The organism is Thermodesulfovibrio sp. TK110, from assembly GCF_054658355.1.
Genome location: NZ_BAAHNB010000001.1, coordinates 21,145 through 45,655 on the forward strand (window position 1 = coordinate 21,145; position 24,511 = coordinate 45,655).

24 protein-coding genes and 1 tRNA gene are annotated in these 24,511 nt (G+C 35.2%); 15 read left to right on the forward strand and 10 right to left on the reverse strand.

The annotated features are described in order from the left end of the window. Nucleotides 1-33: 33 nt before the first annotated feature. Nucleotides 34-441 (reverse strand): RDD family protein, encoded by a 408-nt coding sequence (locus ACYQ3X_RS00170; protein ID WP_460179823.1) that lies wholly within the window; start codon nucleotides 439-441, stop codon nucleotides 34-36. A 141-nt stretch (nucleotides 442-582) separates the two neighbouring features. Here ACYQ3X_RS00170 and ACYQ3X_RS00175 point away from each other — a divergent pair, with 141 nt between their 5' ends. Together ACYQ3X_RS00175 and ftsY are read left to right on the forward strand one after the other, a co-directional pair. After that, nucleotides 583-2,316, forward strand: a complete 1,734-nt coding sequence (locus ACYQ3X_RS00175) for a hypothetical protein (protein ID WP_460179824.1) — start codon at nucleotides 583-585, stop codon at nucleotides 2,314-2,316. After that, entirely contained in the window at nucleotides 2,316-3,221 is a 906-nt protein-coding gene (ftsY, locus tag ACYQ3X_RS00180; protein WP_460179825.1) for a signal recognition particle-docking protein FtsY, read from the forward strand. Before ACYQ3X_RS00175 ends, ftsY begins: the two co-directional genes overlap by 1 nt. A 1-nt stretch (nucleotide 3,222) precedes the next feature. Here ftsY and ACYQ3X_RS00185 read toward each other — a convergent pair. Continuing rightward, nucleotides 3,223-3,296, reverse strand: a tRNA-Met gene (locus ACYQ3X_RS00185). Nucleotides 3,297-3,334: 38 nt separating this feature from the next. Here ACYQ3X_RS00185 and ACYQ3X_RS00190 point away from each other — a divergent pair. The 9 genes from ACYQ3X_RS00190 to qmoC all read left to right on the forward strand — a co-directional run bounded on the left by ACYQ3X_RS00190 (nucleotide 3,335) and on the right by qmoC (nucleotide 13,752). After that, complete coding sequence (locus tag ACYQ3X_RS00190) at nucleotides 3,335-3,934, forward strand: XTP/dITP diphosphatase (protein ID WP_460179826.1); 600 nt, start codon at nucleotides 3,335-3,337, stop codon at nucleotides 3,932-3,934. Nucleotides 3,935-4,035: 101 nt separating this feature from the next. After that, nucleotides 4,036-4,686, forward strand: coding sequence for an adenylate kinase (locus tag ACYQ3X_RS00195; protein ID WP_460179827.1), 651 nt, complete (start codon nucleotides 4,036-4,038; stop codon nucleotides 4,684-4,686). 12 nt (nucleotides 4,687-4,698) lie between these two features. After that, nucleotides 4,699-6,084, forward strand: coding sequence for a sulfate adenylyltransferase (sat, locus tag ACYQ3X_RS00200; protein ID WP_460179828.1), 1,386 nt, complete (start codon nucleotides 4,699-4,701; stop codon nucleotides 6,082-6,084). A 12-nt stretch (nucleotides 6,085-6,096) separates the two neighbouring features. After that, nucleotides 6,097-6,498, forward strand: coding sequence for a DUF6955 family protein (locus ACYQ3X_RS00205; RefSeq protein WP_460179829.1), 402 nt, complete (start codon nucleotides 6,097-6,099; stop codon nucleotides 6,496-6,498). A gap of 26 nt (nucleotides 6,499-6,524) precedes the next feature. Beyond that, the gene (gene aprB, locus ACYQ3X_RS00210; RefSeq protein ID WP_460179830.1) at nucleotides 6,525-6,953 is read left to right on the forward strand and encodes an adenylyl-sulfate reductase subunit beta; all 429 of its coding nucleotides are present in this window, start codon (nucleotides 6,525-6,527) and stop codon (nucleotides 6,951-6,953) included. A 24-nt stretch (nucleotides 6,954-6,977) separates the two neighbouring features. Further along, entirely contained in the window at nucleotides 6,978-8,966 is a 1,989-nt protein-coding gene (gene aprA, locus ACYQ3X_RS00215; RefSeq protein ID WP_460179831.1) for an adenylyl-sulfate reductase subunit alpha, read from the forward strand. Between the two features lie 140 nt (nucleotides 8,967-9,106). Beyond that, nucleotides 9,107-10,354 carry an FAD-dependent oxidoreductase gene (locus ACYQ3X_RS00220; RefSeq protein WP_460179832.1) on the forward strand — a complete coding sequence of 416 codons (1,248 nt, stop codon included), beginning with the start codon at nucleotides 9,107-9,109 and terminating at the stop codon, nucleotides 10,352-10,354. Nucleotides 10,355-10,357: 3 nt separating this feature from the next. Next, a complete protein-coding gene (locus ACYQ3X_RS00225; RefSeq protein WP_460179833.1) occupies nucleotides 10,358-12,592 on the forward strand; it encodes an FAD-dependent oxidoreductase in 2,235 nt (744 codons plus the stop codon). A gap of 11 nt (nucleotides 12,593-12,603) precedes the next feature. Continuing rightward, nucleotides 12,604-13,752, forward strand: a complete 1,149-nt coding sequence (gene qmoC, locus ACYQ3X_RS00230) for a quinone-interacting membrane-bound oxidoreductase complex subunit QmoC (RefSeq protein WP_460179834.1) — start codon at nucleotides 12,604-12,606, stop codon at nucleotides 13,750-13,752. Nucleotides 13,753-13,821: 69 nt separating this feature from the next. On the opposite strand, the gene ACYQ3X_RS00235 is transcribed toward qmoC, so the two are convergent. The 5 genes from ACYQ3X_RS00235 to ACYQ3X_RS00255 form a co-directional block, all read right to left on the reverse strand. Next, nucleotides 13,822-15,000: a M16 family metallopeptidase gene (locus ACYQ3X_RS00235; RefSeq protein ID WP_460179835.1), complete on the reverse strand. Its 1,179-nt coding sequence runs from the start codon at nucleotides 14,998-15,000 to the stop codon at nucleotides 13,822-13,824. Between the two features lie 56 nt (nucleotides 15,001-15,056). Further along, nucleotides 15,057-17,150 (reverse strand): polyribonucleotide nucleotidyltransferase, encoded by a 2,094-nt coding sequence (pnp, locus tag ACYQ3X_RS00240; RefSeq protein ID WP_460179836.1) that lies wholly within the window; start codon nucleotides 17,148-17,150, stop codon nucleotides 15,057-15,059. Nucleotides 17,151-17,169: 19 nt separating this feature from the next. Further along, nucleotides 17,170-17,439: a 30S ribosomal protein S15 gene (rpsO, locus tag ACYQ3X_RS00245; protein ID WP_460179837.1), complete on the reverse strand. Its 270-nt coding sequence runs from the start codon at nucleotides 17,437-17,439 to the stop codon at nucleotides 17,170-17,172. Between the two features lie 94 nt (nucleotides 17,440-17,533). After that, nucleotides 17,534-19,564, reverse strand: coding sequence for an AAA family ATPase (locus ACYQ3X_RS00250; RefSeq protein WP_460179838.1), 2,031 nt, complete (start codon nucleotides 19,562-19,564; stop codon nucleotides 17,534-17,536). Then, a complete protein-coding gene (locus ACYQ3X_RS00255) occupies nucleotides 19,557-20,693 on the reverse strand; it encodes a metallophosphoesterase family protein (protein ID WP_460179839.1) in 1,137 nt (378 codons plus the stop codon). The genes ACYQ3X_RS00250 and ACYQ3X_RS00255 overlap by 8 nt, the downstream gene beginning before the upstream one ends. Before the next feature lie 95 nt (nucleotides 20,694-20,788). On the opposite strand from ACYQ3X_RS00255, the gene ACYQ3X_RS00260 reads away from it, so the two are divergent. Both ACYQ3X_RS00260 and ACYQ3X_RS00265 read left to right on the forward strand, forming a co-directional pair. Beyond that, nucleotides 20,789-21,061, forward strand: a complete 273-nt coding sequence (locus ACYQ3X_RS00260; RefSeq protein WP_460179840.1) for an HU family DNA-binding protein — start codon at nucleotides 20,789-20,791, stop codon at nucleotides 21,059-21,061. Nucleotides 21,062-21,117: 56 nt separating this feature from the next. Further along, entirely contained in the window at nucleotides 21,118-22,284 is a 1,167-nt protein-coding gene (locus ACYQ3X_RS00265; RefSeq protein ID WP_460179841.1) for a small ribosomal subunit Rsm22 family protein, read from the forward strand. Here the strand turns inward: ACYQ3X_RS00265 and ACYQ3X_RS00270 are convergent. Genes ACYQ3X_RS00270 through ACYQ3X_RS00280 form a run of 3 tightly spaced genes read right to left on the reverse strand, consistent with a single transcriptional unit; the run spans nucleotide 22,248 to nucleotide 23,829 of the window. Beyond that, complete coding sequence (locus ACYQ3X_RS00270; RefSeq protein ID WP_460179842.1) at nucleotides 22,248-22,643, reverse strand: hypothetical protein; 396 nt, start codon at nucleotides 22,641-22,643, stop codon at nucleotides 22,248-22,250. The two genes, ACYQ3X_RS00265 and ACYQ3X_RS00270, sit on opposite strands and share 37 nt — an antisense overlap. A gap of 3 nt (nucleotides 22,644-22,646) precedes the next feature. Then, nucleotides 22,647-23,540, reverse strand: coding sequence for a KaiC domain-containing protein (locus tag ACYQ3X_RS00275; RefSeq protein ID WP_460179843.1), 894 nt, complete (start codon nucleotides 23,538-23,540; stop codon nucleotides 22,647-22,649). 1 nt (nucleotide 23,541) lies between these two features. Further along, nucleotides 23,542-23,829, reverse strand: coding sequence for a GYD domain-containing protein (locus tag ACYQ3X_RS00280; RefSeq protein WP_460179844.1), 288 nt, complete (start codon nucleotides 23,827-23,829; stop codon nucleotides 23,542-23,544). Nucleotides 23,830-23,894: 65 nt separating this feature from the next. Between ACYQ3X_RS00280 and cutA the strand changes: the two genes are divergently transcribed. Continuing rightward, on the forward strand, nucleotides 23,895-24,209 hold the full coding sequence (gene cutA, locus ACYQ3X_RS00285; RefSeq protein ID WP_460179845.1) for a divalent-cation tolerance protein CutA: 315 nt from the start codon (nucleotides 23,895-23,897) through the stop codon (nucleotides 24,207-24,209). Beyond that, nucleotides 24,206-24,511, forward strand: coding sequence for a hypothetical protein (locus tag ACYQ3X_RS00290; protein WP_460179846.1), 306 nt, complete (start codon nucleotides 24,206-24,208; stop codon nucleotides 24,509-24,511). Before cutA ends, ACYQ3X_RS00290 begins: the two co-directional genes overlap by 4 nt.

The following is a 24,511-nucleotide window of genomic DNA, read 5'->3' on the forward strand; positions in this document are numbered from 1 at the left end:
TTAGATTTTAAATTATTTTAAAATATTTCAGATTTATTCTTCTATGACTGAAGTTTTAGCAAGGTAATCACCCAATCTTCTGGAATCTGGATCTCCCACAATGAGAGTAAACTCAAAGGCAAACAATGCGATACAAATTAACCAGCCCAAAATTGGTATAAGTAAAAAAAATGCTGATAAAGCTACAGGTAAATTTCTAATTATAGAGTCTCTGAAATCTGCCTTGCTCTGTCTCTCTATGTTAATAACTCTCAGTCTTAAAAATTTTTTCCCAATGCTGCAACCTTTGAATAAACCATCACTTATTAACAAATAAAAAATCCCAATAAAAAATCCTCCTTCATGAAAAAATTTCCAGAGAACTATAATGAAGAGCAAATCAATTAATTTAGCAATTCCTCTAAAGAAAATATTGCCATATTTTAGTTGATTATTAACCATTCTTATTGTTCCATTATTATTTTAAATATTCTATAATATATTAGCACTTGCCTCTTTTTAATATAAACAATTATGATAGGATACAATAAAATTTGTTGATAAAGCAAAATGGGAAAAATAGAAATTACAGAGGAGGGTAAAATGGGTAATAAAATTTTAAGAGTAAGTTGTTGGTTGAATTTTATTGTTTTTTTATTGTTTTTCTACTCTATATCATTAATTCATGCAGAAATTATTGCTAAACCAGGAACTTTTGACCATTTTCAGATTGATGCCCCAGATGTATTTAAAGCTGGGAGTGAATATAAAATATTCATTGTAGCAGTTGATGCATTTGGTAATCATGTTACTATGCCTGCTGAAAGCCTTAAAGAGTATAAATTAACTGTCACAGGTTCAGCTGTGATATCGCCTTCTCAGTTTAAGTCAAATGAAATAACTCAATCAGGCTTGGCAATTAAGTTTAAGGATGAAAAAGCAGAAGAAGTTGTGCTCTCTCTTTATGAAATTAATAGCCCTTTTCCTGTCATTGAAAAAAAGATTAAGATTCTGCCAGCAGAGATATTTGAGCTTAATATAAAAGTTCCTCCTTCAGTAAAAACTGGTAGTGATTTTGAAGTGTGGATTTCAGGAAAAGATCGTTTTGGTAATGTTGTTTGTAAGGATTTTGAACCTAAGGATTTGAACTTATTTTTTAAAGGTGATGTTTCTCCTCAGATAAAAGAAGTTCAGTATATACCTGAAAGCTGTAATGTAAAACTAAAACTTTATTCAGAAAAAATTGGAACTTTCCACATTGAAGCAGATTTGTTAAATAGAAAAATTACAGGTAAAAGTGAAAAAATTAAAGTTTTAAATGGTCCGGTAAACTCCTTTATTGTTAATGCACCTGAAACTGCTGTTGTTGATGAACCTTTTGATATAACCATATTTGCCATTGACAAATTCAATAATTTTGTTCAAGACTTTGCCACCCAGAAGGAAAAAATAATAATAGAAGCACATGGTAAAGGTTATATCTTTCCTTCTGAGTTATCATCTTATGCCTTTTCAGATGGTAAGGCAAAAATAAGTCTTCGTTATGACAGGGCTGAGGATATAAAAATAGTAGTTAAAGTTGCTAATGATAATTCAATAAGAGGAGAAAGTGGTATTGTAAAAGTTGTGCCTCCGAAAGTAAAGAGATTTGAAGTAATCTCACCTGAGACAATTATTGCAGGACAGAGATTCAAAATAAAAATTGTAGCCTATAATCATCTTGACAAAGTTATGTCCAATTACAATTTGTATGGCAGTACAGTTATATTAAAATCATCAGGTTCAGGCACTATTACTCCTGATAGAGTTCCTCCTTCAGAATTTATTAATGGAGTTGCTACTGTAGAAGTGATGTATGATAAAGCAGAAAAATTTAATATTTTTGCAACAACAGAAGAAAAAGAAGTTCCTTCCAGAGAAATTAAAATTACTGAAGAAAAGAAAGTAGAAAAACCAAAGAAAAAAATAGTTGAAAAAAAAGAAAAAGCTAAAAAAAGAATTGTCACCAAAGGTCAGGTTTTAGAACTTAAAAATATTTCTCTTGTTGAAACAAAAAACAGTTCTACATTGACTCTTTTTATTCCAAATATGGATAAATACGGTGGATATTATCCAAAAACAAAAAAAGAAGGGAAATTGATGTCAGTTTCATTAGAAGTTTACCCTGTTAAAAATAAGTTGGAAGCTCCTGTAAAAATTGAGTCAGATTTTATAAAAGAAGTTACTGTATCTGAAAAAGATAATAAAATTATACTCAATATAACCCTTAAGAAGCCTCTCAAATATCGTCTTACAAAGAAAAAAAATGAGCTCCTTGTAGAGTTCAGGAGAGCTTAATGGGTTTATTTGATAAGCTCAAGGAAAAATTAAGCAAGACAAAGCAACATATTGTTGAAAAGATAGAAGCAGTAATCCCTGTAGGAGGAAAAATAGATGAATCAACTATAGAAGAGATTGAAGAAATTCTTATTTCCTCAGATGTGGGGGTTAAAGCAACGGAAGAGATAGCAGGTATATTGAGAAAAAAAGTTAAAGAAGGCAATATTAGAGATTTTTCTGATGTCAAAATAATTCTTAAAGAAGAGCTTGTAAATTTACTTAAAAACAATAATAAATTAGATTTGAAAAGCATTCCATCAGTTATTCTTGTTGTAGGAGTAAATGGAGTTGGGAAAACCACTACAATAGGAAAGCTCGGTTATAAATTTGTTCAGGAAGGTAAAACTGTTGTTTTTGCAGCTGCAGATACCTTTAGAGCTGCAGCCATAGAACAGCTTGAAATATGGGCAAAAAGGGTAGGAGCAGATATTATCAAACATAAAAGTGGCGCTGATCCGGCTGCTGTTGTTTTTGATGCAGTGGAGCATGCTAAGGCAAAAAAGAAAGATATAGTAATTATAGATACAGCAGGAAGAGTTCATACCAAGCAGCCATTAATGGAAGAGTTAAAGAAAATAAATAGAGTTATGAAAAAATCTATTCCAGAAGCTCCTCATGAAACTTTGCTTATTTTAGATGCCACCACTGGACAGAATGCTGTAAGACAGGCAGCTTTATTTAATGATGCTGTTGGATTAACAGGTGTTGTAGTTACAAAACTGGACGGAACAGCAAAGGGAGGAGTTATTTTTGCCATAAAAAAAGAAATAGGTATACCCATTAAGCTTATAGGTTTAGGCGAAGGAGTTGACGAGTTAAAAGAGTTTAATCCTAAAGATTTTGTAGATGCTTTATTTGATTAAATTGCGGGGAGAGGATTTGAACCTCTGACCTTCGGGTTATGAGCCCGACGAGCTACCAGACTGCTCCACCCCGCGATAAGTTTAATATACCCTAAGGAAATAGGATTTGTCAAATGCAGATTGTAATTGCTTCAAGAAACAAAAAAAAGATAGAAGAATTAAAAAGGATTCTTGAAGGACTTAGCATTGAAATACTTTCTGTCAATAATTTTCCCCACATTGAAGAAGTTGTGGAAGATGGTTTAACTTTTCAAGAAAATGCATTGAAAAAGGCAAGATATGTATGTAAGCAAATAGGAATGCCTGCTTTAGCTGATGATTCAGGTCTGGAAGTTGATGCATTAGGAGGTGCTCCAGGTGTAAGGTCAGCAAGATATGCAGGAGATAATGCCAGTGATGAGGATAATATAAAAAAACTTTTGAAAGAGTTAGAAGGAGTGCCCTTAGAGAAGAGAAGTGCAAGATTTGTATGTTGTATTGCATTGGTTTTTCCTGATGGCAGAGAATATTTATTCTGGGGCTATGTGAAAGGTAAAATAACAGAAACTCCAAAGGGAAGCTATGGTTTTGGATACGATCCTGTATTCATACCTGAGGGATTTTCAATAACTTTTGCTCAGATGCCACCAGATGAAAAGGATAGAATAAGTCATCGCAAAAAAGCACTTGACAAATTAAAAGAATTTTTGATAAATTTGCCGACAAATTTATAAGTAAAACTTATTACAAAATTATAAAATTTAAGTTGCTTTTTAAGCAATAATAGGTTAAATTATAAACCAAAAGTTAATTTTAACACCAAAAGGAGGAAAAGGTGAGATTAGTATTCTTAGGTGCTCCAGGAGCAGGAAAAGGAACTCAAGCAAAAAGATTGGTAGAAAAATATGGTATTCCTCAGATCTCCACAGGTGATCTCCTAAGAGCAGCAGTTGCAGCAGGAACTCCGCTTGGAAAAGAAGCAAAGTCATACATGGACAGGGGAGAACTTGTTCCTGACAGTGTAGTTCTCGGAATGGTAAAGGAAAGACTGTCTCAGGATGATTGTAAAAAAGGTTTTATTCTTGATGGTTTCCCAAGAAATGTTGCTCAGGCTGAGGCTCTTGATAAAATGCTTTTTGAGATGAATATGCCTTTAGACCTTGCACTTAATCTTGATGTTCCTTTTGAGGACCTGATGAAAAGACTTACAGGAAGAAGAACCTGTAAAGTCTGTGGTCAGATGTACAATATTTATTATTCTCCTTCAAAAGTAGAAGGTAAATGTGACAAATGTGGGGGTGAGCTTTTCCAGAGGGATGATGATAAGGAAGAAACAATAAGAAAAAGACTTGAAGTTTACAGGGCTCAAACAGAACCATTGATTGATTATTACTCAAAGAAAGGAATTCTTAAAAGCGTTTCAGGCACAGGTAGCATAGATGAGATATTTAACAGTATCTGTGCAATCTTAGAAAAAATCAAATAAGGAGGAAAAGGTATGCCAGATGTAAGAATTAAAACACTGCCACCGCCACATGGTGGGAAACTTGTTGAAAGGGTTGTTCGTGACCCTCAGATGGCAAGAAAATTAATGGAAAAATGTTCTGCTGTTTATGACATTAAACCAACCCTTTTTAAGGGTAATCCTGTAAGAAATGTTTACAGAGAAATCATGTCAGTATGTTATGGATTTTTTAGCCCTGTTGAAGGATCAATGACAAAGGCTGAGCTTGAGAGTGTTCTTGAAAAAAGAAGGCTTTTAAGTGGCTGGGTTTTCCCTTATCCAATTCTCTTTGACATCTCAGAAGAAGATTTTAAAAAGCTTAATGTAGGAGCAGGTGATTGGCTTCTTTTGAGACTTAAGGGTGAGCCTTTCGCAATTCTTGAGATTGAAGAAGTATATGAGATCGTGCCAGGTGATGTGGCAGTAAGAACCTTTGGAACACCAGAGAAAAACCCTGAGGTTGTTAAGGTTCCTTTTGATCAGAAACATACAGGATATAACATTTACTGCTCCTTGAATCCAATTATTCTTGCAGGAAAATATACAATTATTAACGAACCAAAAATCAGACCACCTTTTGACAGATTCTGGTATCCACCAAAAAGATCAAGAGAAGAATTTGAGAAAAGAGGATGGACTACTGTTATAGCACATCAGACAAGAAATGTTCCTCATACTGGGCATGAAGCATTAATGAAAAATGCAGCATATATAGGTGATATAGAGCCTTCTCATGGCATTGTTGTTAATGCTATAGTTGGTGCAAAAAGAATAGGAGACTTCCCTGATGAAGCAATAGTTGAAGGACATGAAATGCTTCATCTTGCAGGCTACATAAAGCCTGAGCGTCATCTTGTAACATTTACACTCTGGGATATGAGATATGGAAACCCAATTGAATCACTTATTCATGCAGTAATCAGACAGAACATGGGAATTTCTTTCCACATGTTTGGAAGAGACCATGCAGCACTTGGTGAATACTATGACATTTATGCAACTCAAATACTATGGTCAAAGGGAATTCCAAGCTTTGGCTTTGATGCTCCACCTTATGCAGTGGAAGGTGGATTCTATATAAGGCCTCAGAACATCGCAGAGTTCTGGTATTGTCCAAAATGCCTTGAGTTTGCCTATTCTGGTAATTGTAATCATAAAGGTATATATTCAAGATACTCTGGAAGCTTTATCAGAGGACTTATAAACGAAGGTGTAACACCACCGCCTCAGATTTATAGGCCTGAAGTTTACAAAGTTGTTGTAAAATGGTGGAAGGAATTCGGATATCCATTTAACAATGAGAAGTATCTGAAAGAAAGAGAGGAGAGATTAGAGGTTGATCTCCCTCACATGGAACTTCCAGCTCACTTAAAAAAATAAAGGAGGTGAATAATGGCTAAGTATTTTGGCGTAATAATTGATGAAAAAAGATTGGCAGCTATAAAGGGAACGCCCTTAGAGGAAAAAGTTGAGCCAATTTTTGGTGGAGCATTGAAAAGGCTTGTAATTGAGGTTTCTGATGAACTTGGTCAAAAAGTTATTGATCAGTTCTCCAAAGCAAGATTTGATGCAAGAGGCTTTATTGAGGAAACTCCTGCTGCATTTAAAAGGCTTGTTTTCAAAAAGATTGTAGAGAAAAAATCCTTAGGTCCAGAGGTAATAGAGGCTGCTGTTGCTGAGATTCCTTCAATTAAAGAGGAAATTGCAAAGGAAGACAGAGAGCTTCCAGTTCCTGATATTGATATAAGTGAGGTGCTGGAATTACAAAAGAATCCAGTGCAAAAACCAGCATAATAAAAAACAAAAAAGGAGGTTAAGCTATGCCAAGTTTTGTAATTCAGGAAAAGTGTGATGGCTGCAAAGCACAGGACAAAACTGCATGTCAGTACATCTGTCCAAATGACCTTATGACACTGGACAGAGAAAAGATGAAGGCTTACAACCAAGAGCCTGATCAGTGCTGGGAGTGCTATAACTGTGTAAAAATCTGCCCTCAGCAGGCAATTGAGGTAAGAGGCTATGCAGATTTCTGTCCTCTCGGTGCAAGCGTTATTCCTATGAGAGGTCAGGATGCAATTATGTGGACAATTAAATTCAGAAATGGCTCCATTAAGAGATTCAAATTCCCTATCAGACTTACACCTGAAGGTTATTGGAATGCAGACAACATTTATGCAGGATTACCTGAACCTGATTATTCAAAGATTAAACAGCCTGGCTACTTTAATTATGAAGCCAGAAAAGAGTAAAAAATAAAGTAAAGGAGGGATAACATGGAAAAAGAGACTTGCACATTTTCATACTGTCAGAGACCTGATGTTGTAGAGGTAGATACTGATTTTCTAATCATCGGTGGTGGAATGGCTGCATGTGGTGCTGCATTTGAGGGTTGCAGATGGGCAACACCAAAAGGAATTAAGGTAACACTTGTTGACAAAGCAGCAATGGATCGTTCTGGTGCAGTTGCAATGGGTCTCAGCGCCATTAACACCTACATTGGCGAAAACAAGGTTGTTGACTATGTAAAATATGTCCGTGCTGACCTGATGGGAATTATCAGGGAAGACCTTGTTTATGACCTTGGAAGGCATGTTGATGATAGTGTTCATATGTTTGAGGAGTGGGGTCTTCCAATATGGAAAAAGAGCGATGATGGTTGGTCATTAGATGGATTCCAGGCAAGAGATCAGGGCAAACCAAAGCTCAAAGATGGTGGAGTACCATGCCGTTCTGGTAAATGGCAGATCATGATCAATGGAGAATCTTATAAAGTAATAGTTGCAGAAGCTGCAAAGGCTGCTCTGGAGTTCAATAGAAAGGCAACTGGACAGGCTCAGAATATCTATGAGAGAGTATTTATAGTGAAACTTCTTAAGGATGCAAAAGAGCCCAACAGAGTAGCAGGTGCAATAGGCTTTAGCGTAAGAGAAAATAAGATATATCTCTTTAAAGCAAAGGCTATTCTTGCAGCCTGTGGTGGTGCGGTTAATGTCTTTAGACCAAGATCAACCAGAGAAGGAATGGGTAGAGCATGGTATCCAGTATGGAACTCTGGTTCCGGGTATTACCTTGGTATTACTGTTGGTGCTGAGTTGACAATGATGGAAAATAGATTCGTTCCTGCAAGATTTAAGGATGGATATGGTCCTGTTGGTGCATGGTTCCTCTTCTTTAAAGCAAAAGCAAGTGATTCTCTTGGAAATGATTACTGCGCTAAGGATACTCCAGAATTTCAGGATGCTGTAAAGAAATATGGAAAATGGGCTGAGGCTTTAGGAACTGCCATAAGAAACCATCTGATGATGCAGGCTATGAAGCAGGGTAGAGGACCAATTCTTATGAATACACACACTGCAATGCAGGAACTTGCAAAGCAGATGGATGCAAAGAGACTCAAACACCTTGAGGCTGAAGCATGGGAAGACTTCCTTGACATGTGTATTGGTCAGGCAGGTTTGTGGGCAGCCTATAATGTAGAGCCTGATAAGGTTCCATCTGAGATTATGCCAACAGAGCCTTATCTCCTTGGTTCTCATGCAGGTTGCGCAGGCTTCTGGGTAAGCGGACCTGGTGATATTCCTGGTACACCTGCAGAGTGGTTCTGGGGTTATAACAGAATGAGCACAGTTAATGGACTCTTCATGGCTGGTGATATTGTTGGTGCCTCAGGACATAAGTTCTCCTCAGGCTCACATGCAGAGGGAAGAATTGCTGCAAAAGCAGCAATTGCCTTCATACTTGATAATTCAGGATATACACCAACAATAGCAGAAGATCCGAATGCTCTGGCAGCAGAGCTGTATCTGCCATTTGAGCTTTATGAGAAATATAAGACCTATTCAACAGATCCAAAAGTTAATCCATACTATATCAAACCTGATATGTATCAGGCAAGACTTCAGAAGATTGCTGACGAGTACTTTGGTGGAGTTGGAACATGGTATATGACATCAAAGACAATGATTGAAGAGGGTCTCAATAAACTTCAGGTTCTTAAGGAAGATGCATCAAGATTGGCAGCTTCTAATCTTCATGAGCTTCTCCGTTGCTGGGAAAATGTACACAGAACACTCTCACTTGAAGCTCATGCAAGACACATCCTCTTCAGAGAAGAATCCAGATATCCTGGATACTACTATAGAGGAGACTTTGACTTTGTTGATGACAACAACTGGCGTGCCTTTGTCAACTCAGTTTATGATCCAGCAACCGATACATTTACACTTAAGAAAGTCCCATACGTCCAGATATTCCCAGACTAATACAGAGTTAGGTTCGGGAGGGGTAATTCCCCTCCCTTTAATTTTTAAACATTGAAAAGAGATGATTATAAAATTCGTAATGCAGACAAAACTGTATTACGAATTTTTGTGTTTAAGAATTTATTTAAAGGAGGCTACCGATGAGTGCTGAAACAAACCGCATCTTGGTAATTGGTGGAGGATTCAGTGGTTTAACTGCTGGCATAGAAGCAGCTGAGACAGGAGCAGAAGTTATAATAGTTGAAAGAAATCCCTATCTTGGCGGAAGAGTTGCCCAGTTGAATAAATACTTTCCAAAAATCTGCCCACCAATGTGTGGTCTTGAGATCAATTTTAGGCGTATAAAAGTTAATCCCTTAGTTACATTCTATACTATGGCAGAGGTTACATCCATTACTGGTGGACCTGGAGATTATACAGTAACAATCAAATTGAATCCCCGTTATGTTAATGAAAACTGTACAGCCTGCAATGCCTGTGCAGAAGCTTGTCCTCAGGAAAGAGATAGTGATTTCAATTTTGGTTTGAACAAGACTAAAGCTATTTATCTGCCATTTGAACAGGCTTTCCCTTTAAGATATGTTGTTGATAGAAATAGCTGCCCGAAGGATTGTCCTGCTCCATGTGTGGATGCCTGTAAATACAACGCAATAGACCTTAATATGCAACCTCAAACTGTAGAGTGTAGAGTTAACTCAATAGTTGTTGCAACAGGCTGGAAGCCTTATGATGCAACAAAGATAGACAATCTCGGATTTGGCAAGGTTAAAAATGTAATAACAAATATGATGCTTGAAAGACTTGCCTCTAAAAATGGTCCAACTCAAGGGCAGATTCTCAGACCTTCAGATGGGAAACCTGTGCAGAGCGTTGCCTTTGTTCAGTGTGCAGGAAGTAGAGATGAAAATCATCTTCCTTTCTGCTCATACATCTGCTGTCTTGCATCATTGAAGCATACTCTCTATATTAAAGAGCAGAATCCTGATGCTGAGGTTACAATCTTTTACATTGATATAAGAACTCCAGGCAGATATGAGAAATTTTTCAATCAAGTTAAAGAACAAACAGGAGTTAATCTTGTTAAAGGTAAGGTTGCCGAAGTCCAGCAGGATAAGGATTCAGATGATGTTGTGGTGACTGCAGAAGATATGCTCAGTGGAGAAAAAATAAGAAAAAAAGTAGATATGGTAGTTCTTGCCACAGGAATGCAGCCAGAGGGCTTTGAAATAAAAGTACCAGGGCTCAAGTACGCAATAGATGGATTTGTTATTGATGCAGATGGAATCTACGCTACGGGGTGTGCAAAAGCTCCAATGGATGTAGCAGGTTGTGGAAAGGATGCCACAGCTGCAGCCCTTAAGGCAATTCAGACTGGAGTAAGGAGGTAATTTATGGAAAAGAAAATAGGACTATATATCTGCAAAGGCTGTGGTATAGGTGAAGCAGTTGATGTTGAAAAAATTCAAAATATAGCAAAAAATGCATTAAGAGTTCCAGTGGTAGCAGTCAGTGATGTTTTATGTAGCAGTGAAGGAGTTGAATTAATTAAAAAGGACATTGCTGAGCAGGGAGTAAACAGCATAGTTATAGGAGGATGCTCACCAAGAGTTAAAACCTATGAATTTAGTTTTCCGGGTTGTTTTGTTGAGAGAGTTCCGGTAAGGGAGCTTGCTGTATGGACCATTGAAGATAATGCTGAGAAACAGCTTGCAGCAGAAGACTACATTAAAATGGGAGTTATAAAGGCTCAAAAAGGTGAAATACCTGAACCCTATATTATTGAAATCAGTAAATCAATTTTGGTGGTGGGTGGTGGAATTTCAGGTATGACAGCTGCACTGGAAGCAGCTCGTGCAGGATATGATGTTGTTATCGTTGAGAAAGAGCCAGAGCTTGGAGGTTTTGCAAGAAAACTTTACAAAAGAGTGCCAACAGATGATTTCACAAAAGGGGTTCTTGGAGACGTTAATCTTGAACCACTTATAAGCTCAGTTACATCAAATCCAAAAATAAAGGTTTATACATCGTCAAAAATTGAGAGAATTGATGGACAACCAGGTGATTTTGATGTAACCATTGCTACTGGAGAAGCTACTCAAACAATTAAAATCGGTGCAATAATTCAAGCAACGGGATGGAAACCCTATGATGCTAAAAAACTTGCCAAGAAATATGGATATGGCAAATTCAAGGATGTGGTGACTAATTTTGAGTTTGAAGAAATTGCAAGAGTTAATAATGGAGTAATCAAGAGACCTTCTGATCACAAAGTTGTTAACTCTGTTCTTTTTGTTCAGTGTGCAGGACAGAGAGATCCTGAGCATATTCCCTACTGTTCAGGAATGTGCTGTGCTACAACACTTAAACAGGCAAGATATGTTACAGATGGTAATCCTGATGCCATAGCAATGGTTATTTACAAAGATATTCGCACGCCAGGAAAGCTTGAATATTATTACAAAGAAGCTCAGAACACACCTGGAGTTATGCTTGCAAAGGGAGAAGTTACAGAAATTAGAGAAGAATGGGATAAATTAATTGTTACTGTGAAAGACTCTTTACTTGGGACGGAAGCTCAGATAGAAACAGAGATGGTAGTTTTAGCTACTGGTATGGTTCCAACAACAAAAGAACCACAGGAATATCTTATTGGTCTTGCAGAGGCTGCTGCAAAAGGTGATGAAGCAAAGGCAAAATATATTGAGACAACCAAAAAACCAGAATTTATACTGAATCTTGGATATCGTCAGGGACCTGAACTTCCTTTCCTTGAAGGAGGATTCGGTTTTGTTGATTCTAACTTTATATGTTTCCAGTATGAAACCCGTAGAACAGGAATTTACGCAGTTGGTCCAGTTCGCCAGCCTATGAATATGGCTGAAGCTCAGGAAGACGCAAGAGGTGCAGCATTAAAAGCAATTCAATGCATTGAACATGTTGCAAAAGGAATGGCTGTTCATCCAAGAGCATGGGATACTTCTTATCCTGAACCAAATCTTTCAAAATGCACAGCATGCAAACGCTGCACAGAAGAATGCCCCTTTGGTGCAATTGATGAGGATGAAAAAGGTATTCCATTTTATAAACCAAACAGATGTCGCAGATGTGGAACCTGTATGGGTGCCTGTCCAGAAAGAATAGTTTCATTCAAGGACTACAGCGTAGATATGATAGGTTCAATGCTGAAGAATGTTTCTGTACCAAGTGAAGATGAAAGACCTCGTATTATTGTGCTCTGCTGTGAAAATGATGCATTTCCTGCAACAGAAACAGCAGCACTTCACAGACTTAAACTTGATCCTGCATTAAGATTTATTCAATTGAGATGCCTTGGTTCTATGAACCTTGTCTGGATTGCTGATGCTCTTTCAAGAGGTGTTGATGGAATGCTACTGCTTGGATGCAAATTTGGTGAAAACTATCAATGTCATTTTGCAAAAGGCAGTGAGCTTGCTAAATACAGACTTGGTAAGGTTCAGGAGACCCTTGATAGACTTCAACTTGAATCAGATAGAGTGCAGATGTATGAGGTAGCAATTGATGAGTACTGGAGAATTCCTGATATAGTTAATGAATTTATGGAAAAAATTAGACAAATCGGTCCTAATCCATTTAAGGGCTTCTAAGGAGGAAAGAGATGGAGAAACCTGTAAAACCAGATTTACAGTTTGCAAAAGAGATTATAAAGGCTGGTGGAGAATCTTTAAAAAAGTGTTATCAGTGCTCCACATGCACTGTTGTATGTCAGCTCTCACCTGATAAAGCACCTTTTCCAAGAAAAGAAATGCTTTATGCTCAGTGGGGCATTAAGGAAAAACTTTTCCAGAATCCTGATATATGGCTATGTCACCATTGTGGTGATTGCACAGCCTACTGCCCAAGAGGAGCAAAACCTGGTGAGGTTTTAGGTGCTGTAAGAAAACTTATGATACAGCATTATTCACCACCTAAATTCCTTGCCAAATGGGTAGCAGATCCCAGGTATATCTTGCTTATCTTTCTTATTCCACTGCTTTTCTTCCTTGGTGAGATGGCTGTTTTGGGTTACTTCACTGGAGTAGAGATTCCAAGAGGCGAAAATGGAGAGATCTCTTATGTGGCATTTTTACCTGCTGTTCCATGGATTGATGTTCCATTTATGGCGCTGGCAGCTTTTGCAATAATTTGCTTTTATAATGGAGTTAAGCGATACTGGCTTGATCTTGCACAAGGAACAGAGATTAAACGTAAGGATATATATGGATGCATATGGGAAACCATTAAAGATATACTCCTGCATAAGAAATTCCAGCTTTGCGGAGTGAATAAAGGAAGGTATACAGCTCATATTCTTGTTCTTTATGCCTTTATTGGACTTGCCATAACAACTAGTATAGCTGCTTTTTATGAATGGGTACTGAGATGGGAGTCTCCTTATCCTCAAACAAACATTGTGAAAATTATCGGAAATATAAGTGGAATAGCTCTTATTATCGGAATATTCCTTGTTATTGTAAACAGAAGTAAGAATGCAGCAAAACAGGGACTTGGAAGTTACTTTGACTGGCTACTTATTACAATAATTGCTGGAGTAGGAGTTACAGGATTCCTTGCTGAATTGTTAAGACTTGCTGAAGTAGAAACACTTGGATACGCCTCGTACATTGCTCATCTTGTATTTGTATTTGTTCTTTTTGCATATGCTCCTCATTCAAAGATGGCACATATGGTTTACAGAGCAACTGCAATGGTTTTTGCAAAAGCCTCATTGAGAGAAGAGCCTGTCAGGCAGGAAGAAGCAGCATAAAGGAGTCCCAAAAAAATTGTAGATTTTTTGGGGACCCCTACAGGGGCGGCTTAAACCGCCCCTTAATTTTTAATTTTCAAAACAGAGTTCTTTTTCAGTAACAGGTCCAAGAAGAGTTATTGAAAAATCTTTTTCTTCTAAAATTGATGCCATATCCCTCACTTCATTAAAAGAGACTGCTTCAATTTGTTTTATCTGCTCCTGAATAGTATAATGCTGTCCAAGATATAGCTCTTCAGAGGCTAAATTATGCATTACTGAGCTCGGAGACTCCTGAGAAAAAATGATTTGTGATATTGTTTGAGTCTTTGCCCTTTCAAATTCTTCTTTTTTTAAGTTTTCAGGAATTTTTTTAAATATTTTAAAGATTGTTTCCACTATTATGTTTATTTTTTTAGGTTCACAGGCAGTATAAACTCCAAATAAACCAGTATCATGATAGAAAGAAGTGAAAGAATAAATGTTATAAACCCATCCTCTTTTTTCTCTTATTTCCTGAAATAATCTTGAACTAACACTTCCACCAATAATACAGTTAAGCAGAATTAAAGAATACCTCTGGGGACTTTTGAATGGAAAGGTCTCAGTCCCCATGCATAAATGTATTTCATTTAAGTCTTTTTCATGGATTTTAAGAGATGGAGAAAAAATGGAATTTCCATCTATCACTGATTTCTTAGATGTCCTGGGTTTGATGTTTTTCTCAAGAGTTTCAATTAATTTTTTTTCATCAAAACTTCCTGCACAGCTTATAATAGAGTTTCCATAACACTCATTATAGCGTTCAATGATGTCTTTTCTGGTTATTGCCAATACTGCTTCCTCTCTGCCAAGAATTGGTTGCCCTAAACCACCCAAAAAGGAGTTTTCCATAAAAAGATCATGAATAAGCTCATCTGGTGTATCATTTATTGTTCTAAGTTCATCAAGAATAACAGAACGTTCTTTTTCTATTTCTTCCTCAGGGAAAAGAGGATTTGAATAAATATCTCCAATTAGTTCTATGGCTTGCGACATGTAAGTATCAAGAACTTTTATATAAATTGAAGTAAACTCTCTTGAGGTAAAAGCATTTATGTCTCCTCCAAGAGTATCAATCTCAAGAGATATTTTGTGAGCATTTCTCTTTGGAGTTCCCTGAAAAAAGAGATGTTCTATAAAATGGGATAATCCATTTTTTGAATAAGGTTCATGCCTTGAACCATGCTTTATCCAGATTCCAAGAACAAAAGATCTATAGCCATTCATTTTATTCATTAATACAGGGATATTGGAGGACAGATAAGTTTTTTTAATCATTGAGATTAATTTTTTGCGATGCTTCTACCTTCAATTTCTTTTAAAGCTTCCTTTCTGCTCAGGCGAACTCTTCCAAGGTCGTCAATTTCAATTACTTTGACAGGAATCTGATCTCCTACTTTTAATACTTCAGATACCTTATGAATTCTTTTATCAGCAATCTGAGATATATGCAGTAATCCTTCAACTCCTGGCATTATTTCAACAAAAGCTCCAAAGTCTGCTATTCTTGTTACTTTACCCATGTAAATTCTTCCCAGTTCTGCCTCCTGTGTAATTCCTCTGATGATTTCTATGGCTCGTAGAGCTGAAGCTTCTCGGGAAGATGCAATTTTAATAATTCCTTCTTTATCTTCAATATCTATTTTTACACCTGTTTCTTCTATAATGCCCTTAATTACCCTTCCTCCTGTGCCTATGATGTCTCTTATTTTTTCAGGTTTAACCTGTATTTTATATATTCTTGGAGCATATGGGGAAAGCTCCTTGGGCTCATTGATGGTTTCATACATTTTTTTGAGTATAAATAATCTTGCCTGTTTTGCCTGTTTTAAGGCTTTTTTAAATATTTCATAATCTATGCCTGGAATTTTTACATCCATCTGAAAGGCTGTTATACCTTTTTCAGTTCCTGCTACTTTGAAATCCATATCACCATAATGGTCTTCCATTCCGAGAATGTCAGTAAGTATTATAACTTTATCATCCTCTTTAATGAGTCCCATGGCAACTCCTGCTACATGAGCTTTTATTGGAACCCCAGCATCCATCAAAGAAAGACTTGCTCCGCACACTGTTGCCATTGATGATGAGCCATTTGATTCAAGAATATCTGATACAACTCTTATGGTATATGGAAATTCATCCCTGGAAGGAATTACATGCTGTAAGGCTCTTTCTGCAAGATAACCATGTCCGATTTCTCTTCTACCAGGTGCTCGCAGAGGCTTAACTTCTCCAACGCTGAATGGTAAAAAGTTATAATGAAGCATGAATGTTTTAAATACTTCACCTTCAAGAGAATCAACCTTTTGTTCGTCTTCTGAAGTACCAAGAGTTGTTGCCACAAGTGCCTGTGTTTCTCCTCTTGTAAATAAAGCAGAGCCATGAACTCTTGGTAGTATTCCAACCATACATGTAATAGGCCTTATTTCATCTGGCTTTCTACCATCTACTCTCAATCCTTTTTTAACAATTGTTTGACGCATAATCTTTTTCACTACTTTATCAAAGGTTTTGCTAATTTGTAGAGTTTCTATCTCTTCTGTAGTTAAATTTTGAATGCATTCATTAAGTAGTTCCTCAACTGCCTGCTGTCTTTCAAGTTTTTTTTGAAGAAACAAGGCTTTTTCAATTTTTCCTGAAATGATATTTAAAATAGCTTCTTTGAGATTTTCCTCTTCTTTAATAATAAATTCTCTTTTTGGTTTTCCTGTTAAAAGAGCAAATTTTTTCTGCAAAGCTATTATTTCTTTAATATGCGTGTGAGCAAACTTTAAAGCTTCCAATAGAGTTTCTTCAGAGCATTCTTGAGCTTCACCTTCAACCATGGTAACAGCTTCCTCTGTGCCTGCAACTACAAGATTAAGACAGCTTTTTTCAGATTCTTCATTGTCAGGATTTAAAATGAAATCATCTCCAATTAGCCCAACTCTCACTGCTCCAACAGGCCCATTAAATGGGATATCAGAGATAGTAAGGCTTGCTGAAATTCCGATTATACTCAAAATATCGGCAATGTTTTCATCTCCATAGGAAAGGACAGAAGCAATTCCCTGAGTTTCATAATTAAATCCTTCAGGGAAAAGGGGTCTTATTGGTCTATCAATTAAACGGGAAACAAGAATTTCTCTGTCTGTTGGCTTACCCTCTCTTTTAAAAAAGCCTCCTGGAATTTTGCCTGCAGAGTAAGCTTTTTCCTGATAATCAATTGTAAGCGGGATAAAATCCAGCCCTTCTTTGGGAGTTTTTTCAGTAACTACAGTGCATAATACATATGTATCACCATATTTTACTAAAACAGAACCATTTGTTTGTTTTGCAAAGATCCCTGTTTCAAGAATAAGTTTTTTACCTTTAATTTCAATTTCTACTTCCACATTCTACCTCATCTTTAATTTATTTTCTGATGTTAAGCCTTTCAATGAGCTTGCTATATCTTTCTCTATCAATTTTTTTGAGATAATTTAAAAGTTTTCTTCTTTGGGCTACCAGTTTAATAAGTCCTCTTCTTGAATGATGATCTTTCTTGTGAATTTTAAAATGCTCGGTTAAATAGTTAATTCTTTCAGTCATTAAGGCAATCTGCACCTCTGGTGAGCCTGTATCAGTTGGATGCATTTTAAAACTTTCAATAATCTCTTTTTTTCTTTCTGGAGAGATTCCCATAGTTTCACCACCTTTCTTAAAAGGATTAACTTTAAAAGTTAACATAAAATTAAAGATTTAGTAAAGTTTCAGGCTTCGGGGCACCCCAAAAACTCTACGAGTTTTTGGAAACACATTCGGTACTGACTGAAATAAGCTTAAAATGAGCTTCTAAGTTCTTAAGAAGATTTAATCTATTTTGATGACAGCTCAGTATAATTACTTGATTTGATGCTGCAATATCCTGTATTAAATATTTCATCCCTTTTACAAATCTTTCATCATCAGAGTGTGCAAACGGTTCATCCAGTATCAAAGGAATTTTTATATTGTTACTTAAAGCCTGAGCAAGAATAAGTCTCACAGTAAGGTATATCTGTTCCACCATTCCTCCGCTTAGTTTAGTTTCAATTTCTTTTTCAGATAAACTATATTCAATTTCTGGCAGTTTTATATTAAAGGAAAGGTCTTTATTGAAAGAGATTTTTACTTTTCTCCCTGTTATTTTACTTAGAAGCTCTGAAGCTGATATGTTTAGTCTTTCAGCCCAGACTTCATGATGTTTTTTTGTGATTTTTTCAATTACTTCAAATGATTTTTGTAAGGCTTTTTTAAATTTTTCCAGAGTTACCAGGTATTTTGTCTTAGTCTCTATCTTTTCATCTAATTCTTCAATTTCTTTTCTGTATTGAATAATTTTTTCGTAATCCCTTTGAAGTTGATGAATTTTGTCTTTTAAATCCTCTTTAGCTTTGAGAAACTCATCTTTTTTTTGTTCATATTTTTCAATATCTTCATAGTTTATTTCCTCATCAATAAAAATTCTGGATTTATAAAAGTTTATTTCTTCATTGGAAAGAAGATTTTTCTTGAATTCCTCAATCTTTTTAGTATTTTCTATAAATTCTTTAATTTCTCTTCTGTGCATATCAATTTTTTTAAAAATACTGAAGAATTCCTGCATGTCCTTTATAGAAAATTTAGAGATAAGCTGCTGTATATGCTCAGAAAGGTTGTTTTTTCGCAGTTGTAACTCCTTTATTTCGTTGTTTAATTTTTTGTTTTCATTGTAAAGTTTAAGTTTATAAAAAAGCACAGGAATACAAAAGATAACTCCAGAGTAAAATATTTTGTTTATGAATCCTGCTATAACGCTTAATAAGGCTATTATAATGAGCAGTAAATATATTTTTTTTGATAAATTTTTTATCTCCCTTTGCCTTTGCTCTTTTGAGTTTAAACTCTGTAGCAATGTCTGTATTTCATTTTCATAACTAATTATAAATTGTTGCTCCTCAGAGTTTAGATTTTCAAAACACTCTAAAAAATCAACGAATTTTTCAAATTCCTTTAATTCCTGATTTCTTTTTTCAAGTTTTTCAATCTCTTCCCTGTAAAAATTATCTCTAAGGATTTTCCATTTAGCATAATTACTGTCAATCTTTATTAGTTTATTATTGATTTTTTCCAATTCATGCATTGTTTGGGCATATTTTTCAATAATTTCCGCTTGCCTTTCTATCAAACTTTTTAAATATGACTTTTTTTCTTCGTATTCATAGATTTCTTTTTTCCATTTTTCTATTGCTGTATCCAGCTTGCCCTTTGTAGTAAAAGGAAACAGTACTCCAGCATGAATGCTTTCATGGAGTGCTTCTTTTATTTTCGCTAAGGCTACAGATGCTGAAGCATCCTGAAAACCTGTATCAATAGCCTTTTCTAAAAAAGATGTAATTGAATAAAGCTCCTTAGTATTTATTCCTGCCTTTTGAGTTAAAAAACAAGTATTGATAAAAATTTCCCGTGAAAGATTGAAAATAATCTCTCCTGGTGATTTTTTTATAATTCTTCCTTTATTTTTAGTTTCAAATTTGACAGGATTTCCATTTTTTAATACTCTGTATCCATTGGGAGTTCTAATAACCTGATAGAAATCGTTCTCTGATTCAATCTCTATTGTAATTTTTCCGTTGTTTAAAGGATGAGCGCTTCTTAGAGGATATAGAGCTTCAAGTATAGAGTTTGCAAGAAGAGATTTGCCAGCTTCGTTTCTGTCCACAATCAAACAGCAGGGATGTTCAAAGATAAATTCTTTGTTTCTGTATATCCCTACATTTTCTATGAGTATTTTTTTTATCTTAATCATAAAATTTTGGTGTTATTTGTTTACCAGCAAAAGCATCAAGTCCATATATTAAAGCATCTTCAAGAATTTGTTTTTCTTCATCATCTGCCAGTTCTCTCATTTTTAGCATTTCATTAATAAAGATACCAATTGTCGTTTCTGGTGAAATTTTCTTTAATTTTTCAATATCAAATTTTGTAAACTCAGAACTATCAAATAAAATTTTATATTCAGAAAAAAGCTCTTTTAAATAGGTTATATTTAGATCTCCCATGCCTTTGATTTTCAAAATAAAAAGGGTATCCTGAGGAGCATCACTCGCTGTGATTTCGGCGGATATGATATTTTTAATTTTTTCAATATTTTGAGATGCTGAAATCTCAATTTTTTTGATTGAAAAATCACTTAACCCTACAAATTCTGTTTCAATTTTTGTTTTATTGTTTTCCTTGATAATTTCAACAATAAGTCCGCCTCTTTTACCATACTCATAAAGTGAGGCTGGCACCATACTGCCTGAATATGCTGCTTTTATTCCTGATTCATCAGATATTTCTGAGTAATTATGATAGTGTCCTAAAGCAATGTAATCAAAACCTGATTTTAAAATATCGCTGTCTTCAAAGGGATGCCAGATTTCTTTGCCTTCAGGATTAAAGTTAACTCTTGATGCGTGAATAACTGCTATATTAATCTTTGCTGGATTAATACTTATTGATTTATCAAAAGCTCTTGTCTGTCTGTTAAGACAGGGCTTGCCATAAATATTAACATTATCAAAGGGGAAAAATGAGAATTCAGGTTTTTTAAATATTTTTACATTTTCCTGCCATGCTTTAAATCTGAGAATATTAAGAATTCTCTCATCATATGGACAGTCAGGTGCTAATAAAAAGTCATGATTTCCTGGTGAAATAATAATAGGCTTTGGATAAATTAATTCAAAGACTTCATTTAAAAACTCTATGTCTTCCCTGTAAATTTTATTGTTTTCAAAAAAATCTCCTGCCACTATCATAGCATCAAGATTTTGATCTTTGATGATTTTAAATGCTTTTAACAGTGCTTGCTTGCAGTATTTAAGTCTGTCTATTTCCTTGATTTTTAAGCCTAAATGAAGGTCTGAAATATGCAAAAAATTAAATTTCATATTTTTATTATAAAAAATACTTGACATTATATGAAAAATTTGGTATTGTTTACATCAAATCCTTAATTTATCAATAAAAAGAGGAGGTATGAACTATGACAAAGGCAGAATTGGTAAGCAAAATTGCAGCAAAGGCAGAGCTTACAAAGGCAGAGGCAGCAAAGGCACTGGATGCCACAATTGATGCTATTAAGGAAGCTCTTAAAAAGGGTGACAAGGTTACATTAGTAGGATTTGGCAGCTTTTATGTTTCAAAGAGAAAAGCAAGAAAGGGAAGAAATCCAAGAACAGGACAGGAAATTAAGATTCCTGCAACAAAAGTTCCTAAATTTACAGCAGGAAAATCCCTGAAAGAAGCAGTGAAGTAATCTCTGGAAATTTTATTTTAGGGGAGAGATTTTCTCTCCCCTAAATATTTTTAAAAGTGAAGGACTGGTCTGAATTTCTTTTAAAACAGATTTTTAGGGGGAAAATTCCTGCAAAGCAGCAACTTAAAAATTTGATTCTAAAAGCTTCTGAACTTTTTACTTTTTCAGATTTTAAAAGATCCATAGATTACATGAAATATGAGGATTTTTTAAAAGGTTATCTTGCGTATTTTGTTCCCGTTAATTTATCAAAAGCATATAGCATTCTTAAGGAACTTTTCAGACATTCTTCAATTTCCCATAAAAAAGATCTAAAAATAGTTGACATAGGGTGTGGTCCCTCTCCAGCAGTTCTGCCAGTTTTTAAGCTATTTAAGGAGCGAATGATTTCAACAAGCTATATCAGATATGAAGGTGTTGAGTTTGAAGAGCAGGCTATAAATTTTGCAAGAGAAATGATTGAAAGCTTTAAACCTTATAATTTGTCTGTAAATTATGGATTTTTAAAAGCTAATGCATCTGATGTAAAAACTTATATTGAATTGAAAGAATTAAAACCTGACATAATGATTTTTTCAAACTCTCTGGGAGAAATATTTGATAAACAGGGAATAAACCAGGAAGATTTCATAAAGTTCATAAAGTATTTCATTTATCGTAATGAAAATTTTACTCTCATTATTATTGAACCTGCAACTAAAAGAAGTTCAACAAGGCTTCATAAACTCAGAGACAGCCTGATTGAGGAGCTTAAACTTTATCCTTACAGTCCATGTGTAAATAACTTTCCCTGTTCTGCTCTTAGAGCAGACAACTGGTGTTATGAAGAAAGAAGATGGATTCCTCCAGAGTATCTCTCATTTTTAAGCGCTATGGGATTACAGGTGAACTATCTTAAATTTAGCTATGTAATTTTAAGAAAAGACCGCATAAACATAAAAGATACCTTTCCAGAACATGAGATGGTTATAAAAAATACTTCTCATCTTTTAAATGAAAAAGGAAAAAGCAGACTATGGGGATGCTTGGATGGAAGACTTGTTGATATTGAGAGATTGAAAAGAGACTACATAGAAGATGATTGCTGGCTTAAAATTAAAAAAGGCTGCTATTTTTCTGCTTCAGAGTTTATTGAAGTCTCAGAAAAAAAGCTTCGCATTCCAAAAAATTCTAAAATAAAAATTCTTTACTGCCCTGAAGTTGTCTCTTTTATTTCCTTATAAGCAAGACGAGCAATTGCTCCTGCCGTATGAACTTTAAGTTCCTTCTTAGTTTCACCTGAATCCTCCTCTAATTCTTTAATCTTCTTTAAAGCTATTTCAGGGTCTGCACGAAGTATCATTCTTACTGTACTTTTTGTAATTCCCACTCGGCTGGCTATTTCTTCTTCGGTTTTAAAAAATTTTTCTTTAAGCACAATTGCATAAGAAGCTCTTGCTAAAGCAGGAAGCCATGTAAGGCTTCTGTATTCAGCAAGTTTTCTAATTCCTCCAAGAAGCTCAATTGTTTTGAAAAAAACCTTTTGTGTAATCTCCTCTACACGAGAAGACTCATCTTTTTGAGGTGTAACTTCAATAACCATTTTTTACCTCCCAATAGCTTCAAGGATTTTTACAAGTCCTGTTTCTGTTATTTCAAGAAAATGAGTTTTTGTATCATGACCTGAGAGTCTGCAACCATCAATTCTGAAAAGTCTCACAATATCTCCGATTTCTTTTTTATAAAGTTTCACTTTGTATGCAGAATCAATAAGTTCTTTAGCTAAAACCATTGTTCCATCAACAATGTGTCCCACAGCATATCCTCCTGCAGCTTCTGCAGTGAGTTCTTCATGTCCGCTTCTTTTTTGTGATACAAGAAGTGCTGTTTGGTACCATTTTTTTAGAAAATTGAAAATCTGTCTTACCACAACTCTTGCAAGCATTTCTTTGTTTTCAAAGAGTCCTGTAACAGAATCAATTACTGTAAATTTAACTTTATAGTTTTGAATTACATAGGCAAGTGTGGAAAGGAGTTCAGGAATATTATCTCTTAAGCTTCCATAGGAAGCAGCATCAATCAAAATTATGTTGTCCTCAAGTTTCTCAAAATTATATCCCATTGCCTGCGCTCTGAGTCTAAGCCCTGCAACAAGAAAATTGGCAGGAGCCTCAACAGTTATAAAGGCTACTTTATATCCCTTTCTTGCCTGTTCTACAGCAAACTGTTCAACCATTAATGATTTTCCTGTATCTGAAACTCCTGTTATATTAAAAACAGAATAGGCTGGAATCCCTCCAAGAGGCTGATTAATAAGCTTGCCATCTTTTGAAGCAACTATATAAAAAAGTTCATCAAGCCCTTCAATTCCTGTTGAGACTCCTTCTATTTCTGGAGCTTTTTCCATTGCCTGTCTGGCAGTAAATATAGCCTTCTTAACAGGCTCTGGATATTCTTTTTGTTCTTTCAATGTTTCTGTAGTTTCAGTCTCCTTTTTCATCTTATGCTTTCAGATTTTGAATCAACTCCTCCACACCAATAGCAGGCATTGTCATAAGTTGAACCGTACCTCTTGAGCCAAGCTCAACAGACATTTTCATTACAGTTATGTTATCTGGGGCTTCAACAATATTTACAAAATCATAAGGACCAAGAACAGCATACTGTGCAACTATCTTGACTCCCATCTTCTCAATTTCTTTGTTTACTTCAAGAATTCTTTCAGGTTTTTCTTTTAAAGTCTCTCTTCCTTCATCTGTAAGTGTGCTTAAAATTACATAGTATGGCATAATACACCTCCGTTATTTTTTTTCAATTATACCAATTTTTTTGCAAATTTTTTTATAATTAAACTATGGATTATATGGTGGTTTTGATAACCGCACCCAATGAAGAGGAAGCAGTAAAAATAGCAAAAACTCTTGTTGAAGAAAAACTTGCAGGTTGCATAAATATCATTAAAGATATTCGTTCAATTTATTCCTGGCAGGGCAAAATTGAAGATGAGCCAGAAGTTTTAATGATAGTTAAAACACGCTCTGAACTTTTTGAAGAGCTTGAAAAAAGAGTAAAATCACTTCATTCCTATTCTGTGCCTGAGATTATAGGATTAAAGATAAAAAAAGGCTCTGAAAGCTATCTAAGCTGGCTTAGTGAGGTTACAAAATGAAAGAAGAAGTTTATACTTCTTTGATCTGTAAAAAATTCTGCAACTACTATAAACCAGGCAAAGAAATTGAATTATGCGGAGGATACTTTTATCTTAAGCAATACATTACATCACATGAGTTAGATGAAATTATTGAGATATTTCATTTAAATAATGAGGCAGTGCCAGTCCAGAGTTTATCTTTTATATGTGATAAATGCGATTTCAGAGAAGATGGATGTGATTTCTTTGTTAATAAAAGCCAGACACCCTGTGGAGGATATCTAATAATCAGCAGACTTCTTGATTATTTGAATTCCTAA

Coding starts and splice junctions, on each gene's coding strand:
- ACYQ3X_RS00255 (WP_460179839.1), bottom strand. CDS start 20,693: ATGAAATTTAATTTTTTGCATATTTCAGACCTTCATTTAGGCTTAAAA.
- ACYQ3X_RS00220 (WP_460179832.1), top strand. CDS start 9,107: ATGAGTGCTGAAACAAACCGCATCTTGGTAATTGGTGGAGGATTCAGT.
- ACYQ3X_RS00170 (WP_460179823.1), bottom strand. CDS start 441: ATGGTTAATAATCAACTAAAATATGGCAATATTTTCTTTAGAGGAATT.
- qmoC (WP_460179834.1), top strand. CDS start 12,604: ATGGAGAAACCTGTAAAACCAGATTTACAGTTTGCAAAAGAGATTATA.
- ACYQ3X_RS00235 (WP_460179835.1), bottom strand. CDS start 15,000: ATGAATGGCTATAGATCTTTTGTTCTTGGAATCTGGATAAAGCATGGT.
- sat (WP_460179828.1), top strand. CDS start 4,699: ATGCCAGATGTAAGAATTAAAACACTGCCACCGCCACATGGTGGGAAA.
- ACYQ3X_RS00260 (WP_460179840.1), top strand. CDS start 20,789: ATGACAAAGGCAGAATTGGTAAGCAAAATTGCAGCAAAGGCAGAGCTT.
- aprA (WP_460179831.1), top strand. CDS start 6,978: ATGGAAAAAGAGACTTGCACATTTTCATACTGTCAGAGACCTGATGTT.
- ACYQ3X_RS00225 (WP_460179833.1), top strand. CDS start 10,358: ATGGAAAAGAAAATAGGACTATATATCTGCAAAGGCTGTGGTATAGGT.
- ACYQ3X_RS00280 (WP_460179844.1), bottom strand. CDS start 23,829: ATGCCATACTATGTAATTTTAAGCACACTTACAGATGAAGGAAGAGAG.
- ftsY (WP_460179825.1), top strand. CDS start 2,316: ATGGGTTTATTTGATAAGCTCAAGGAAAAATTAAGCAAGACAAAGCAA.
- rpsO (WP_460179837.1), bottom strand. CDS start 17,439: ATGGGAATCTCTCCAGAAAGAAAAAAAGAGATTATTGAAAGTTTTAAA.
- ACYQ3X_RS00250 (WP_460179838.1), bottom strand. CDS start 19,564: ATGATTAAGATAAAAAAAATACTCATAGAAAATGTAGGGATATACAGA.
- ACYQ3X_RS00270 (WP_460179842.1), bottom strand. CDS start 22,643: ATGGTTATTGAAGTTACACCTCAAAAAGATGAGTCTTCTCGTGTAGAG.
- ACYQ3X_RS00275 (WP_460179843.1), bottom strand. CDS start 23,540: ATGAAAAAGGAGACTGAAACTACAGAAACATTGAAAGAACAAAAAGAA.
- cutA (WP_460179845.1), top strand. CDS start 23,895: ATGGATTATATGGTGGTTTTGATAACCGCACCCAATGAAGAGGAAGCA.
- aprB (WP_460179830.1), top strand. CDS start 6,525: ATGCCAAGTTTTGTAATTCAGGAAAAGTGTGATGGCTGCAAAGCACAG.
- ACYQ3X_RS00205 (WP_460179829.1), top strand. CDS start 6,097: ATGGCTAAGTATTTTGGCGTAATAATTGATGAAAAAAGATTGGCAGCT.
- ACYQ3X_RS00175 (WP_460179824.1), top strand. CDS start 583: ATGGGTAATAAAATTTTAAGAGTAAGTTGTTGGTTGAATTTTATTGTT.
- ACYQ3X_RS00190 (WP_460179826.1), top strand. CDS start 3,335: ATGCAGATTGTAATTGCTTCAAGAAACAAAAAAAAGATAGAAGAATTA.
- ACYQ3X_RS00290 (WP_460179846.1), top strand. CDS start 24,206: ATGAAAGAAGAAGTTTATACTTCTTTGATCTGTAAAAAATTCTGCAAC.